This is a genomic window from Balneola sp., assembly GCA_003712055.1.
In the GTDB taxonomy this organism is placed as follows: domain Bacteria; phylum Bacteroidota; class Rhodothermia; order Balneolales; family Balneolaceae; genus RHLJ01.
The window spans coordinates 105,307-120,503 of sequence record RHLJ01000007.1 but is presented as its reverse complement, the minus strand read 5'-3'; the positions used below and the strand labels follow the sequence as shown (position 1 = coordinate 120,503).

Annotated in this window: 16 protein-coding genes; 10 read left to right on the top strand and 6 right to left on the bottom strand. The window is 38.8% G+C overall.

Translation table 11 applies throughout. The features are described from left to right. Window positions 1-26: 26 nt before the first annotated feature. From ED557_15130 to ED557_15120, 3 genes are read right to left on the bottom strand one after another with little or no spacing between them, the layout of a single operon-like run. Window positions 27-1,508: a glycosyltransferase gene (locus tag ED557_15130; GenBank protein RNC79412.1), complete on the bottom strand. Its 1,482-nt coding sequence runs from the start codon at window positions 1,506-1,508 to the stop codon at window positions 27-29. Between the two features lie 57 nt (window positions 1,509-1,565). Further along, window positions 1,566-2,699 (bottom strand): hypothetical protein, encoded by a 1,134-nt coding sequence (locus ED557_15125; protein RNC79411.1) that lies wholly within the window; start codon window positions 2,697-2,699, stop codon window positions 1,566-1,568. Window positions 2,700-2,717: 18 nt separating this feature from the next. Beyond that, window positions 2,718-3,560 carry a hypothetical protein gene (locus ED557_15120; GenBank protein ID RNC79410.1) on the bottom strand — a complete coding sequence of 281 codons (843 nt, stop codon included), beginning with the start codon at window positions 3,558-3,560 and terminating at the stop codon, window positions 2,718-2,720. A gap of 14 nt (window positions 3,561-3,574) precedes the next feature. Here ED557_15120 and ED557_15115 point away from each other — a divergent pair, with 14 nt between their 5' ends. After that, a complete protein-coding gene (locus tag ED557_15115) occupies window positions 3,575-4,000 on the top strand; it encodes a GtrA family protein (GenBank protein RNC79409.1) in 426 nt (141 codons plus the stop codon). 14 nt (window positions 4,001-4,014) lie between these two features. On the opposite strand, the gene ED557_15110 is transcribed toward ED557_15115, so the two are convergent. Then, window positions 4,015-4,965: a glycosyltransferase gene (locus tag ED557_15110; protein RNC79408.1), complete on the bottom strand. Its 951-nt coding sequence runs from the start codon at window positions 4,963-4,965 to the stop codon at window positions 4,015-4,017. An 80-nt stretch (window positions 4,966-5,045) separates the two neighbouring features. On the opposite strand from ED557_15110, the gene ED557_15105 reads away from it, so the two are divergent. Continuing rightward, on the top strand, window positions 5,046-5,372 hold the full coding sequence (locus ED557_15105) for a MerR family transcriptional regulator (protein RNC79407.1): 327 nt from the start codon (window positions 5,046-5,048) through the stop codon (window positions 5,370-5,372). Here the strand turns inward: ED557_15105 and ED557_15100 are convergent. Beyond that, window positions 5,369-6,298, bottom strand: coding sequence for a heme A synthase (locus ED557_15100; protein RNC79406.1), 930 nt, complete (start codon window positions 6,296-6,298; stop codon window positions 5,369-5,371). The two genes, ED557_15105 and ED557_15100, sit on opposite strands and share 4 nt — an antisense overlap. Before the next feature lie 78 nt (window positions 6,299-6,376). Here ED557_15100 and cyoE point away from each other — a divergent pair, with 78 nt between their 5' ends. Beyond that, complete coding sequence (gene cyoE / locus ED557_15095) at window positions 6,377-7,279, top strand: protoheme IX farnesyltransferase (GenBank protein ID RNC79405.1); 903 nt, start codon at window positions 6,377-6,379, stop codon at window positions 7,277-7,279. Here cyoE and ED557_15090 read toward each other — a convergent pair. Continuing rightward, on the bottom strand, window positions 7,276-8,022 hold the full coding sequence (locus ED557_15090; protein RNC79404.1) for an RDD family protein: 747 nt from the start codon (window positions 8,020-8,022) through the stop codon (window positions 7,276-7,278). The two genes, cyoE and ED557_15090, sit on opposite strands and share 4 nt — an antisense overlap. An 86-nt stretch (window positions 8,023-8,108) precedes the next feature. Between ED557_15090 and ED557_15085 the strand changes: the two genes are divergently transcribed. The 7 genes from ED557_15085 to ED557_15055 are packed head-to-tail and all read left to right on the top strand — an operon-like array spanning window position 8,109 to window position 15,090. Next, window positions 8,109-9,071: a stage II sporulation protein M gene (locus ED557_15085; GenBank protein ID RNC79403.1), complete on the top strand. Its 963-nt coding sequence runs from the start codon at window positions 8,109-8,111 to the stop codon at window positions 9,069-9,071. After that, on the top strand, window positions 9,061-9,966 hold the full coding sequence (locus ED557_15080) for a hypothetical protein (protein ID RNC79402.1): 906 nt from the start codon (window positions 9,061-9,063) through the stop codon (window positions 9,964-9,966). The genes ED557_15085 and ED557_15080 overlap by 11 nt, the downstream gene beginning before the upstream one ends. Beyond that, window positions 9,963-10,808 carry a hypothetical protein gene (locus ED557_15075; protein RNC79401.1) on the top strand — a complete coding sequence of 282 codons (846 nt, stop codon included), beginning with the start codon at window positions 9,963-9,965 and terminating at the stop codon, window positions 10,806-10,808. The genes ED557_15080 and ED557_15075 overlap by 4 nt, the downstream gene beginning before the upstream one ends. Further along, the gene (locus ED557_15070) at window positions 10,801-11,535 is read left to right on the top strand and encodes a DUF4129 domain-containing protein (GenBank protein ID RNC79400.1); all 735 of its coding nucleotides are present in this window, start codon (window positions 10,801-10,803) and stop codon (window positions 11,533-11,535) included. The genes ED557_15075 and ED557_15070 overlap by 8 nt, the downstream gene beginning before the upstream one ends. Then, window positions 11,532-12,725 carry a hypothetical protein gene (locus ED557_15065; GenBank protein RNC79399.1) on the top strand — a complete coding sequence of 398 codons (1,194 nt, stop codon included), beginning with the start codon at window positions 11,532-11,534 and terminating at the stop codon, window positions 12,723-12,725. The genes ED557_15070 and ED557_15065 overlap by 4 nt, the downstream gene beginning before the upstream one ends. Beyond that, entirely contained in the window at window positions 12,722-13,762 is a 1,041-nt protein-coding gene (locus ED557_15060; GenBank protein RNC79398.1) for a MoxR family ATPase, read from the top strand. The genes ED557_15065 and ED557_15060 overlap by 4 nt, the downstream gene beginning before the upstream one ends. Continuing rightward, window positions 13,759-15,090: a DUF58 domain-containing protein gene (locus ED557_15055; protein ID RNC79397.1), complete on the top strand. Its 1,332-nt coding sequence runs from the start codon at window positions 13,759-13,761 to the stop codon at window positions 15,088-15,090. The genes ED557_15060 and ED557_15055 overlap by 4 nt, the downstream gene beginning before the upstream one ends. Window positions 15,091-15,197: the final 107 nt, after the last annotated feature.

Here is a 15,197-nt window from a genome sequence, read left to right as displayed (position 1 = left end):
GGATCAATTTATTGATGCGGCTTTTTTTATGCCCTTTTGAATGAATTCACAAACACATAGGCAAAGCTAATCACAAGAATAATATGGAAGTGAAGAAAACCAAATGTACTGTAAGTTATATCCAGATAAATAGCCCAGCTGTAATACAGTACAAATAAGCCTTCCAAATAAGTAATGGGAGATATTTTTCGAGGTGCATATATCTTACCCTTAGCTGAACCTTCCTTACCTACAATATTATATTTCGATGTTCGATGGAAAACCTTGTTATTGGTAAAATATGCATCGAAAATAGAAACAAGCTGCGTTAACGTTATCCCTAGTAATAGAAAAGCCAAAGGAAAAATCGATTTAACTACATCAAGAAATGTTTTCCATTTTGTAGCATTGTATCTCCTTAATACTAACCATGCAAACCAGGGCGGTATAATTATATTTAGTAGCCCAATGGTTCCCCAAGCCAGATATTTGTTATAAACATCCGTTTCAATAATTAAAAACGTGATTGGGATACTTAACAGTGCAATTAATACAAGAGCAGGTATTACGAAAATATTATAGAGGTCAAAGAAAACATGAAGCTTGTTCAAAAAGGGCATCTTTTTCTTTAACAATTTGCCGCTTAGTTTTTTGATTACCTGGGCTTTCCCTTTCGACCATCGATATTGCTGAGCCTTAAAGTCTAAAAGGTTGATGGGAACTTCGGCGGGTACTTCTAATGAATCATCATAAATAACTTTCCAATCCTTTAGTTGTGCCCTGAATACTAAATCCAAATCCTCCGATATAGTATCGTCTGACCAGCCTCCGGCATCTTCAATGCATGATTTTCTCCAAATCCCTCCCGAACCATTAAAGCGGAGATAATACCCCGCTAACGATCGTGCATGTTGCTCAATCATAAAAAACATATCCAGAAAAAGACTTTGTGCTCTGGTAAGTGTTGAATAGTCACGATTCAAGTGCCCCCATCTTCCTTGTACTATACCTACCTTCTCATCCTGGAAATAAGGAATAGATTTAAGCAGAAAATCCTGGTTTGGTCTAAAGTCTGCATCAAATACAGCCAGAAATTCCCCGGAAGCAAAAGGTATTGCATCCTTTAGTGCTCCCGCTTTATAGCCTTTCCTTTCTTCTCTTCGAAAAACCTCAATATTGATCCCTTGCTCTTTCCAGTATGCAACTCGTTTATCTACGATTTCCACCGTTTCATCATTGGAATCGTCTACAACCTGAATTTCAAATTTATCCCTTGGATAATCTAATACCGCGCATGAGTCGATAACAGCCTCAGCTACATACCGTTCATTATACATGGGCAATTGAACCGTTACTTTTGGAAGCTCATCTCTTATATATGAGGGTAAAGCGGGTTGAAATCTCTTTTTCTTCTTTTTAGTAACTACAAAGTAAACCAGGTGAAATTCACCGAAGGTGTAGATGGTAATCAGTAGAACTGCAATCCCAAAAAGGACTAGAATTAACTCAGGAATAGGGCTTTGTAACATTAAAATCGACTGACCTTTTCTGGTATCACTTTCTTTTGAATAGTTGAGCTGAGCTTATCAAAAAGAGTATCCGGTTCCTAAATATATTCCCGTTCCATCTTCCGAAAAACCAACTTCAGCTTTTAAGATAAAATCGGGTGTGAAGATAGACATTACTCCCCCTAAACCCAATGCATACTTATGATCGCTGAATGCTGAATCCCAATTATTATTTGAGAAAACCCTACCTCCGTCCATAAAAACATGACCTCCTAAATCAATGCTTTTGAAAGGCAAACTTATCAACCAGGTTCTTAGCTCAACCGTGTATGAAAGTGCGTTATCACTTGTAAAACGCCGGTAAATAAATCCTCTTAAATTTTCGCTACCTCCTAGTGCAGGTGTAAACCAATAAGGTTTTTCACCTGCTGAGTTGACAAATGAGAACCTTGTAGCCATGGTGACTTCAGGGAACCTCTTTGTTAGGGGCAAAAAACCAAGCGCCGTTAGATAGTTTTGAATTCCATGATGAGTACTTAAGCCAATTGGTGAATATCTGGTGCCTACATCAATAAGGTATCCTTGACCAGCGCGGAATTCTGAATTTCTTTGATCAATAATTAACCCTAATTCAAAAAGACTCAAAAAGGCTCCATCCCTTCCCTCAATCCGTTCTGTGTTTATAAAGTCTGTGGCAGAAGTATCAAATGGCCGTTCATAGATAAGACTCAATCCAGTTTTCAACTCGATTCTTTTATCCGGATCCCAGGCTTCAATAGGAGTTCGAACTACTCCCCCTATATCTACTCTAACCATATCAAAGTTGTAGAAATCTGTGGAATCGAACCTGGCTTCATCATAATCTTGTCTGTCAGTATCCCCAAAAAAATAGTTAGAAAGACCTCTGTTCGCGAAGGCATAATAGAATACTCGTTTTCTGGTTCCAAAGGCGTTTACGTCGTCTCTTGAAGCCAATAACGAAAAAGCTCCTATAGTTTCATAGGATACTCTATACCTTGAAAAACTCTCGAAAGGAGTTACTGATTCAAATCCATAGCCGTACACGAGTAGATCAGTAGCAATTTTCACTCCATTATCTGTACTGAACGAAAGCTCTGGAATGGGGGCATATTTAGTACCTATTCGAGTTGAATCCTGAGCCCACAAAGTAATGGGTACAGTAATAAGAAGAACCAGCAAAAACGTTCTCATAAAATGAATGGTAGCAAATTAGCTATGTTTTTCAATAAGCTTTTTTGCTTCTTCTTTAAGATAATCGTCATTGTGTTGAACATAAGGCAACGTTTGGATAATCCTAAACTGCTCAAGGGCTTGTTCTTTTTTACCTTGTTCGAGGTAGGCCATCCCTAGCCAGAATCTATGTGTTGAAATATTATCCAATTCAATAGCTTTGTTGAAGTGCTCTTCTGCTTTTTCAAAAGATCCGTCCTGAGGTTCTCTGAAAACAACTCTCGAAAGGAATTTAGTGAGCCACCCTAGTTTTGATACTTCATAGTGCCATCTTCCCAAGATGTGATGAGCCCTGTCATTTTCAGGATGAAGCCGAATGGCACTTTCGGCATATATCCTTACACTATCAGCTAACTTTGCTTGAGTACGAAGTCTGGAAACGGTGAGTAAAGCTGCAAATGCAGTAGAGGCTATTTCATAATTCTCATGATCAGTACTATCCTGCCTGATTGAAGTTTTTGCCCAGGACAACCCTTCCTTGAAAAGATCTTTTTTACTCCTGGACTCACTTGCAATATCATCATAGGTTGTGTCTCCCCATTCCAGGTACCGGAGTGCTATCCTTCTTGAAACTGGCCCTACTTCTTCACAATCAGAGCTGCGTTCGAGTAAAAAATCAATCTCAGCTCCCTCTCCAAAACGAGCTTTGGTGGTATCAGATTCTATGAAAAGGTTTCTTACACATTCAGTATGATCCCAATACTTGGGCAATTCCTCTGTTTCAAGTGTGTCAACCTCCTGACTTAAAACGGTACTACCTCCTGCGAGCAGAATTATACATATACTTAATAGCCGCAATATTTTTACTTTCCTTTTTACCAACTTTGAGTTTGTAGATGAACAAACACTCTGTAAAGAGCTTTATTATTCCAAAACTAAAATACGGGGCAAATTCCGCGATTGCCACCTCTATCAATTATTTAGTTTTTTTCTCCCTCGTTGAGTTTGTTGTTTCAATACCGGTTGTACTCGCGCAGGTCATAGCATACTCTACTGCTGTGGTAGTCAACTTCTTTCTTCAAAAAGCTTTTGTTTTTGAGCTACACCGAAGGGTAGCGACTGCTTTCCATCTATCGGTGATTTTTTCTGTTATCGGCTTAGGGTTGAGTACACTCATTATCTATTTACTCATTCAACTCCCTTTCTTTGAAGAACACTTATTGGCTGCAAAAGTAATTACCACAAGCACCGTATTTCTCTACAATTTTTACAGTAAGCGGTATGCCTTTGAGAGAAAGAAGTTATTCGAACCGAATGAGTAGAAAACTCAAATAGCTTAAAAGCTCTCTTTAATTCCCGGCTTCTTTTTTTCTACATGGTGGATATTGATGAGTTCTCCCAATAGACCGGTTGAAAAGAACTGAACTCCAAGGACCATTAGCAGGATGCCTAGAAAAAGTAATGGCCTGCTTCCGATACCCATGTTGAATACTAAACGAAGTACTGCCATATAAATATTAATAACGCCACCAACAGCAAGTAAAAGTATCCCTATACTTCCAAAAAAATGCATCGGCTTTTGAAGATAGCGCTGAACAAAAAGAATAGTTATTAAATCCAGAAAGCCATTAATAAATCTTGAAAGTCCGAATTTTGTACTTCCGTACTTTCGCGGATGATGTTTAACTATCTTCTCAGTAATTGCATTAAATCCTTCTTTCTTAGCTAACATTGGTACATACCGATGCAGCTCGCCATACAAATAGATGTTCTTAACCACATCCGATTTATATGCTTTAAGCCCACAATTGAAATCGTGTAGTTTTATCCCGGTAGCAGAACTAGTGACAAAATTAAAGAACTTGGATGGTATGGTCTTGGAGATGGGGTCAAAACGTTCTTTTTTCCAACCACTTACCAAATCAAAACCCTCTTCGAGCATTTTAACCATCTCTGGTACTTCCTGTGGATCGTCTTGCAAATCGGCATCCATGGTAATCACATATTTACCTGATGCTGCTTCAAAACCAGATTGTAGTGCAACACTTTTACCCTGATTATTTCTGAACGAAATTCCTTTTATGTACTCCCCTTTCTCACCAAGAGACTTTATTACCTTCCATGACTCATCTGTAGATCCATCGTCCACGAATATTATCTCATAAGAGTATTTCCCTTTCAAAGAAGATTCTATAGCTTGTTCAAGTTCTGGTAATGATTCTGCTTCGTTGAAGAGGGGTACAACTACACTTATGTCAAATGGAAAACTGTTTTCTATTTCTGGCAAAATGGAGCCTTTTAAAAAAGTTTAGAAATGATTTTCTTGTTGGTTAAAAAAACTGTGCTAAAATACACTTTCTTAATACTATGAAAAAATTGTATTACTCAATGGGTGAAGTCACGAAGCTAACTGGTTTAGCTCCACATGTTCTTCGGAATTGGGAAAAGACCTACGCTCAGCTCAGCCCAAAAAAGAATAGTGCAGGAAACAGGGTTTACCGTGAAGACGATGTAAATCTGATTTTTAGAATTAAAGAACTTTTGGAAGACAAAAAATATACAAGTGAAGGCGTAAAAAAGGTATTAGACGGAACAGATGAAGCAGTTGACGAGCCATCCTCTCTCTCTCCAAATTTGAAAAAAGACCTTATGGAAATGAAGGTTTTCCTTAACCAGTTACTTGAGAAACTTTAATCCGTAACTCGCAAGCGAAGCATTAGCAACATCAAGAATTGAGCACAAACCATAAGTGCTATACCTACAAGGTGAACTACTTGAAATGCAGGGGGCATATCAAAATACTCTAGTATTACTCCCGCAGCTATTTGTGAAAGAATAAAGACAAAATTCAGGTTGGCTAACTTAAAAATAGGTCCTGAAAGTTTAGGTCTATAAACAAAATACATAAGTACTGCTCCCGAAATAAGAACCAGCCAGGAAAAACTGCGATGGATCGAAAAGATATCTCCTACCTTACCTATCCAGGTTGATCTTGGAGGGATTATTCCATCCGCTTCTTTAATTACATCAATTGCTTCTCTAACCTGGGTTCCCAAAACTAATTGAATAAAGGTGATACCCAATAGTACAGAACCCGTAATAAATAATTTTTTTCGTACCGCTTCCGAAAGCTCGATCTTTATAAACTCCGTAGCAGATTTAAAACTGGCATAGACTAATACATTTACAATGATAAGTGCCAAGATCATATGAATAGTAATCATCCATTCGCTTAGTCCCGTTTTAACTACCTGCCCTCCTAGCCAACCTTGTACCAGCACCAGTACAAATGCTGCCCCTGAGCTATAGAAAACACTGGGCACCGACTTTCTATATCTAAATGATCGAACGAAAGTAGCTATTATGAGTAAGCCGATCACAACCCCAACCAACCGGTTTACATACTCTATCCAGGTCTTCCAAACATTGAACTGTGATGCCTCAAATTCGGGAGGTAAATCAACCACATTAGTCGGGGGAATCCATGTACCGAAACATTTCGGCCAATCTGGGCACCCCAAACCAGCCCCTGCGGCTCTTACCAACCCCCCGACCAGAATTAAAAATAAAGTGGCAAAAACAGTTGCAAATGCTGTCTTCTGGTAGGGATTTAATTTCATGAACGAATGGGTACCAAATTTGGATTGAAATAAGTATCTTTTGTGCCTTTGAAATTACGCTTCTAGACAACTAAATACATGCATTCAAACGAAGAAAAAGTCGCCGTACAGCGTTCCTTTTCTGAGATCATTTCTGATTATTACCAGCTTACCAAGCCCGGAATTACTTTCGCTGTTCTTATTAGTATGCTTGTTGGCTTTGTTGTAGGTAGTGCAGGTTCTATAGATTTCATTACAATGCTTCATGCCCTGATTGGAACATACCTGATTGCAGCAGGTACCGGAGCACATAATCAGTTTATGGAGCGTAATCTTGATGGCTTAATGAAACGTACTGAGTCAAGGCCTTTACCTGCGCAGCGGGTTCCTGCTCAAAAAGGAGCCGTCTTTTCATTGACTCTACTGTTTAGTGGACTTACCTATCTTGTGTTAATGGTAAATATGGTTGCCGGATTGGTTTCATTTGCAACGGCGCTAATTTATCTGGCTGCTTATACACCATTGAAGCGTGTTTCTGCTTTTAACATTATGGTTGGTGCAATTCCTGGTGCTTTACCTCCAGTTGGCGGGTGGGCAGCTGCTTCTGGGACAATTACAGAACCCGGAATGTGGCTCTTCTTCGGAATTCTGTTTCTATGGCAAATACCTCATGTAATGGCTATAGCCTGGATGTATAAAGATGATTACTCGGGAGCCGGTTTTAAAATGCTTCCAAAAAATGACACTGCGGGCAAAAAAACTGCCTTTTATGCCATTCTCTGTACGCTTCTTTTATTTCCTTTGAGCTATTTCATTTATGAATTCGGAGTATCAGGAATTACTTTCCTCGTACTTAGTACGCTCCTAGCTATTATGTTTCTGGTTTATAGCATTCGATTCGCAAGAGATAGAACTAGGCTGAACGCCCGAAAGCTTATGTTTGCTTCAATTATCTACTTGCCCATGGTTTGGGTAGCTGTTTTTATCGATACTTTATTTTAGATAGATCCGTGAAGGGCGTTATAGTCTTTTATGATTGTAACTAAATAATCTATCGTGTCCAGCTCTTCCGCTACTGCACCTGTTTTTTTCTCAATGAGCCTTCTTGTTTTCTCAAGCATTTTTATCCAGGTACTTTGTTCGTAATTTTTCCTGGCTGAGAGTACATCCCTGATAATGGTCACATCCTCATCAGTAAGCTCGATTACCTGTTGAAAAATTGGTTCGTAGTGTAAGTCCAATTCGGCCAGGATTGTTTGATTCAAAGAAATCTTACTTCCCACTTTTACAACAGATGTCCCAGCAGCCATATCTCCTAAACGCTGCCCCTTCCCATTTACTAATGTTGAAACGACAGCAACGATGCCTCCGGTAAATGTTATCTCAAAAAATCGGAATAGCCAACGGATTACATAATCTCCCAGCTCAGGTCGGCTACCATCCTTTCTGGTAACTCTAATTCCTACCATCTTTTTGCCAACGCTAAACCCTTTCCAGATTATTTCTATCACCAAATGATAGAGCATAATCGGAATAACCACGATTACAAATTGAATCCAAGAAAACTCTGATTGAAAACTAACTTCACTGGGTGTAATAAAGTCCCATATTTTATCAACAAGCCATGCATAAATGATGATCAAAATACCGTCGATAACGAAAGCAAGGCAACGTTCGAACGTACCAGCGGCCTGATATGTTAGCTGCACATGTTGATTGGTTTCAACTCCTAAAGTATTGAGCATTTAAGTTTTTATTTAGATCCGAATACACTACTATTGATTGGTCAAATTCGGGAGTTATTCATTCTTCCACAAATAAAACATGACTAATGCGTGAGGTCGCCTTTTTAAGAAAAAATGCAGAAAAGTGGCGCAGTTTTGAGGCTTTACTAGCAGGAAGAAAAACTCATGATCCGGATGAGCTAGCCGAGCTATATACAGAGCTTACCAATGACCTTGCTTACGCTCAAAGTCATTATCCAAAATCGAAAACGGTTCTTTATCTAAACCAGCTCACCGTTAAAGTCCACGACTCTATTCACAAAACGAAAAAGGAAGAATATGGACGCCTTATAACCTTCTGGACAACCGAACTTCCTCAACTCTACGCTTCCAAACAAAAAGAGCTTTTATACTCATTCCTGGTATTTGCAATTGCGATTTGTATTGGAGCTTTATCCCAGGCAAATGATGCTACTTTTGTTAGGGTAATAATAGGCGATGCCTATGTAAATATGACAATGAGCAATATAGAGAATGGAGACCCCCTGGCTGTTTATAAAGATTCCCGCCAAATGGATATGTTCTTCATGATCACAATTAACAATATCAGAGTTTCTTTTTTTGCCTTTGTGGCTGGCTTAATGACATCTATCGGATCGGCATATATCCTTTTTCAAAATGGTATAATGGTTGGTGCTTTTTTTCAGTTCTTTAGTGGCTATAATCTTTTGAACAAAGCGCTATTGGTTGTCTTTATTCATGGCACCTTAGAACTATCCGCTATAGTAATTGCTGGTGCAGCAGGTTTTGTACTCGGTAATAGCTTTCTATTTCCAGGAACATTAAGCCGATTCAGGTCTTTTTCAAAAGGTGCAAAAGATGGTGTTAAAATGATTATCGGCCTGGTCCCAGTTTTTATAATGGCAGGGCTTCTTGAATCTTTTGTAACCCGGTACACTGAAATGCCCGTCTGGCTAAGTCTCGCTATTATTGTACTATCAGCAAGTTTCATTATCTACTTCTATATCCTCCTCCCCTGGAAATATAAACTCACTTCTCATGGAAACTAACACTCTATTTAATCTCAAGAAAATCCGCTCTTTTGGAGACATCCTCTCTGATACTTTTACCTACTACCGGGTATATTGGCGCTCTATGGCAAAAGCTTTTTCCGTATTCGTTTTTGCTCCGCTTATTGTCGGTGTGATCCTATTTGGTGGATCTTTCGCACTTTTATTTCAAAACGTTGATGTAATGGTAGATTCGGGAGGTTTTGGTGCGTTTGGATTAAGCTTCTTTTTGGGAATCTCGCTTGTCGTAATCGCAATAATTATGTTAGTAGCAGTTACTTATCAGCATATACGACACGCCAGCCTTGGAGAGATACCTGAAACACTTTCTGAGTTCAGCCGGGGAATGTTTGGCAAGTTATTTCACATCATTATTGCCAGCATTTTAATGACTTTTGTATTCGTAGTACTCATATTAGTATTCATGGGTATCGTTTCAAGTCTCGGAGAACCTGTTGTAGTAGCTATTTTAATTACTGCGTTTTATATCTTCCTCTTCTTCGTTTTCACAAGGTTAGCTCTTTATCCTGTGGTTCTTTTTATTGAAGACGGAAATATTTCTAACGCAATTATGCGATCATGGACACTTACTAGTAATTATTTCTGGTTTACCTTTGGAGTGTATTTCGTTATCGGGATTGTGTTTGCCGTACTTTCGATGTTGGCCTCCATACCCCTGGGTATTTTAAGTGGACTCTTAACATTCATATTTGGAGCTGATTTTCAGGAAAACATTGGCCTAATTATAGGAGCAGCTTACGCTTCCTTCTATTTTGTACAAGCTCTTGCCTCTTCGGCACAATTTATCGCCCTGGGTATTCATTACTTTAACCTTGTTGAACGGAAGGAAGGTGGAGGATTAGCAACCGAAATAGACAGACTGGGCATATCATGAACAATCATATCTCACCCTTTGAATTCCAAAAAAGACGAAATCTTTCTGAACTGTTTTCAGATAGCCTAGCATATTTCAGACTTCATTCTAAATCTTTTTTATTGGGTTTTTCTGTTTTTATTCTCCCAATCATTCTTATCGACTCTACGATTACGGCGGTTTACGAGATTAACAACCCAAACGCAGAGGTAACTTTTCTTGATATAATCCGACCAAGTACACCTCTTGGGTTTATTTCAAATATTCTTGGGCTCATTTCTTCCGTATTTTCCATAATTATAGTTACCGGCCAGGTCAAACAAATCAGAGATGGAGCTGATTCTGTACCACTTTCTTATTACTTCGATGTTATTCATGAATACTTCTGGAGAATTATTGGAATCTCTATCCTGGTAAATATTGCAACCACCGTTAGTGTTATTGCTTTTGTAGTCGGGGCTTTATTTGTTGGTGTGAAGCTTTCACTTTCGTCTATATCCGGCATACTCGAAGATAACCGATCGACTCAGGCATTAGAATGGTCTTGGAATATTACCAAAGACCAATGGTGGAATACATGCGCTGTTCTGATCATTTTTGGAACGGTAATGTTCCTTTCTTCTTTCCTCATACTTGTTCCCCTCTACATCGTTTTGGAAATAGGTTCTGCGCTTGGAATAATTACGGGGTTCGCTTACGTAGTTGTGGAAACCATTATTCTTCAGTTTCCTTTTTTAATGATCTCCTTCCTGCAAATGTTCTATATGCTTGGACTAACTTTTTACTATTTCAATCTAAAAGAGCTTAAAGAAGGAACTGGTATGATTTCTAAAATTGATGAACTAAGTGCTAGGGATGAATAAAGGGCGGAGTATTCAGCGTTTTATTGCCCTGTTTATTTTTTCACTTTGCTATGTTCATGGCTTTGCTCAAGAGGTATATGTTTCAGAACTCAGTCCTGATGACTCTTATGTAGAGGTTAGAGATCCAAACCTCACAGATATTGAGGATTATGCTAATGACCCTGAATTCAATTATGATGTTGCAGTAGCAAATTCGAGTTCATTTTGGCAAAATATTCTACTTTGGATTCTTAATAAGCTCGACTTCTTTTTTTCTAAAACGGTTGGCGGTACACTAGTCAAGCTAATCTTTGTCCTCATTTTTATTGGCGTCATAGTATTACTTGTTAATCAATTCATACAGGGTAACCTGGGAAGTGCATTCTCAGGTAAATCTCCATCAAAAAAAATCCGATTATCTCTCGGTACAGAGCATATTGAAAATGAGGACCTGGATCAATTACTAAAAAATGCACTCGCCAAAAAAAACTTTCACGACGCCCTTCGTTTTACTTATTTAAAAGCATTACAAGCGTTAAATGCACATGAGGTCATAAATTGGGCTCAGGATAAGACCAATCACGATTATTTATTGGAGATTGGGGATCACCCTTCAAAAAGCAGCTTCAAGACATTAACTACATTCTATAACTATGTAGAATATGGTGACTTTGAAATTGATGAGCCGGGATATAAGAAAGTATCTGAGACTTATTCGCATTTCGAGCAAAGTTTAAAAAAGGCATGAAAAAGCAGTATATCTATATCGCTTTCATTGCCAGCATCGTGTTAGCCTATATAGGATTTCAGATTTATGGCCCAAAACCTATCGACTGGAGCCAGTCTTATATTAGTACTCATAAAAAGCCTTTTGGCACCTATATCCTTTTTAATGAATTGGATCACTTATTCCCCGGAGAACAATTAGGGATTAACATGGATCCGATCTTTATTTCGTTGGGAGATTCATACCAACCTCCTGTTCGTAATTGGGTATTTATCGACCGATCTCTGTCAATTGATCCATGGGAAACCGAGTTATTACTAGATGAGGTTTCTGAGGGAAATTATGTGTTCATGGCTGCTTTATCCTTCTCCGGGAAACTTGCTGATACCCTAAATATTTCTACTGATTACTATTACACACCCTTTGATAGTACGCGATTTGATCAGACCATTATCAGCAATTTTTCCAACCCTGCTTTAAAAGATCCGGATGGATGGAAATTCAACGGAGAGCTAAGAAATTATTTCCTAAAAGTAGATTCTTCCTCAACTACCTCGCTTGGAACCAATCAATATGGTGAAGTTAACTTTATAAGGGTTGAACATGGCGAAGGAGCCTTCTTCCTGCATTCTAATCCATTAGCTTTTACCAACTTCTATATGAAGGAAACGGAACTGGCTTCTTATGCTTTTACCGCGTTATCGTATCTACCGGTAAGACCAACTATCTGGGATGAGTATTATAAGCGATACAGGGAAATCGAGCTTTCTCCGATGCGCTATATATTGGCCAACACCCCTTTAAGAAATGGGTGGTTTATTTCAGTAGCTGCTATCCTTTTATTTATGATTTTTAGAAGCAAAAGAGAGCAGCGAATCATACCTGTTTTAGCTAAACCAAAAAACACTACCATTGCTTTTGCCAATACTATTGGTAGCCTCTATTTGGAACAGGGTTCTCACAAAACCATGTTCCAAAAAAAATACCTCTTCTTTCTTGAGTATATCCGTTCGAACCTAAATCTTAATACTCAAATTATAGATGATACTTTCATCAAAGCTGTATCGGATCGATCTGGTATTTTTTTAGAAGAAATAGAAAAGCTTTTCGACCTGATTCTTCTGCTTAATTCAAAAGAAGAAATCACAGAACAAGAACTTACAATCATAACACAAAGAATCGATCGATTCTATAAACAAAGTTTACGATGAGTATTGACGATCAAACTCCGGATGAACAGCAATCAGAAACGCTTCAAACTAGTGAGGATACTAATGAAAGTTCGTTTCAATCACGTATTGATCTAAGTGGAATTAATTCCCTGGTGCAGAAGATCAGAGAAGAAGTGGGCAAGGTAATTGTCGGACAACATCAAATGATTGATTTGCTGATCACCGCTTTGCTTGCAGAAGGACATGTGTTAATTGAGGGAGTGCCCGGAGTAGCAAAAACACTTACAACCAAACTTCTTGCTCAGGTAATAGATTCTGACTTCTCGCGAATACAGTTTACCCCTGATTTAATGCCTGCCGATGTAATAGGTACTTCTGTATTCAACCCTAAAACCACTGAGTTTGATTTCAAAAAAGGCCCCGTTTTTTCGAATCTGGTTTTAATCGATGAAATCAATCGGTCTCCTGCTAAAACTCAGGCTGCCCTTTTTGAAGTAATGGAAGAGAAGCAAATTACCGTTGATGGAACTACTTATCTAATGGACTCTCCGTTTATGGTAATTGCTACCCAGAACCCAATTGAACATGAAGGAACATATCGATTGCCAGAAGCTCAGCTCGATCGTTTCTTGTTCAAAATTGAAGTGCCTTACCCAAGCCTTGAAGAAGAAGTAAATATTATAGCTGGTAGCTATGGGCGTAAAAATAAGCTTGATATAGCTTCACTAAATAAGGTGATTAACTCTAAGGAAATTGAAGAGCAACGAGCCTTAGTTAGCCAGGTACATGTTGAAGAGGCACTCATGAATTACATTGCTCAGATAATTCAGAATACTCGAAATAGTAGTTCTCTTTCTATTGGTGCTTCGCCAAGAGCTTCAGTATATGTAATGAGAGCGTGCCAGGCATGGGCTGCAATTCAAGGCCGGGATTTCATCGCTCCCGAAGACGTAAAGTATGTAATTAGACATGTACTAAGACATCGGGTAACCCTTACTCCCGAAAAAGAAATGGAAGGAATAAGGACCGACCAGGTAATTCAGGTAATTCTCGAAAAAGTGGAGGTACCTCGATAAAGGCTTTTCTACGCTCTTTATATCTAAGCAATCGCTTCTTTCAGCTTGCTGCCTTAAATGCTGTGCTATTTGTAGTAGGGTATTTTTATACCACTTTTGCAGCTATTGCAGAAGTACTGCTCCTGGTGTTTGGAGTCTTATTGTTGATCGACTTTCTGCTTTTGTACCGAATAAATGGAATCCAAGCCAGAAGAACACTTCCCCAACGTTTTTCGAACGGCGATGAGAACCCCGTTTCTATTTCCATCACTAACAACTATGCATTTTCAGCTTTGGTCAAGTTGATAGATGAAATTCCTTCCCAATTCCAGCAAAGGGATTTCAACTTTTCTTTTTTGATGAAATCCGGAGAAGAACTCGTCAAAAAGTATGAGCTTCGACCAACTGAAAGAGGTGAATACCACTTTGGAAGTATTTTAGTTTTTGCGGCTTCGCAAATTGGTTTACTTCGAAGAAAATATGCTTTTGAAGAGCCTGCTATGATTCCGGTGTATCCTTCCTTTATCCAGATGCGCAAATTTGAAATGTATGCCATCTCTAACCGGCTCACAGATATTGGAATCAAAAAAATACGACGTATCGGACATACCATGGAATTCGACCAGATCAAAGAGTATGTGCAAGGCGATGATGTTCGGTCCATAAACTGGAAGGCAACTGCGCGTTCTCAATCCTTGATGGTAAATCAATTTCAGGATGAGCGCTCCCAGCAAGTGATCAATGTAATTGATATGGGCAGGGTAATGAAAATGCCTTTCGACGGGTTACATCTACTGGATTATGCGATTAATACGAGCTTAGTATTGGCCAACATCTCCTTGATTAAAGACGACAAAGCTGGACTTGTCACTTTTTCACATAACAGCTCTACCGTTGTGAAGCCGGAACGGAGAAGGGTACATATACAACGTATCCAGGATGCGTTATACAACCTGGAGACAAATTTCCTGGAATCTGATTTTGAACGCTTAATCATTTCCCTGAGAAGACATATTAACCAGCGAAGCCTGGTGATGCTTTATACTAATTTTGAGACCGTCTCTTCTATGAAGCGACAACTCCCCTATTTGCAGCGTATTGCTAAAGATCATCTGCTCGTTGTGGTTTTCTTTCAAAACACTGAACTGGAAGCATTCATAAAGGATGATCCGGAAAATGTAGGCGAAGTATATACTAAAATCGTAGCAGAAAAATTTAATTACGAAAAAAAGGAAATCGTCAAGGCATTAAACCGAAGTGGGATCCAAACCATCCTTACTCCTCCTAAAGAACTCTCAGTAAATGCTATCAACAAATATCTTGAGTTGAAAGCAAGAGGGCTAATTTAATGTCCACCATCTTCATCATTCTAGCCTTAGGTATGTTAGGCTCTATTGTTAAAATAATTGCTGACCACAAGAAAAAGAGCGAAGAACTAAACGAAATGATCGATGAT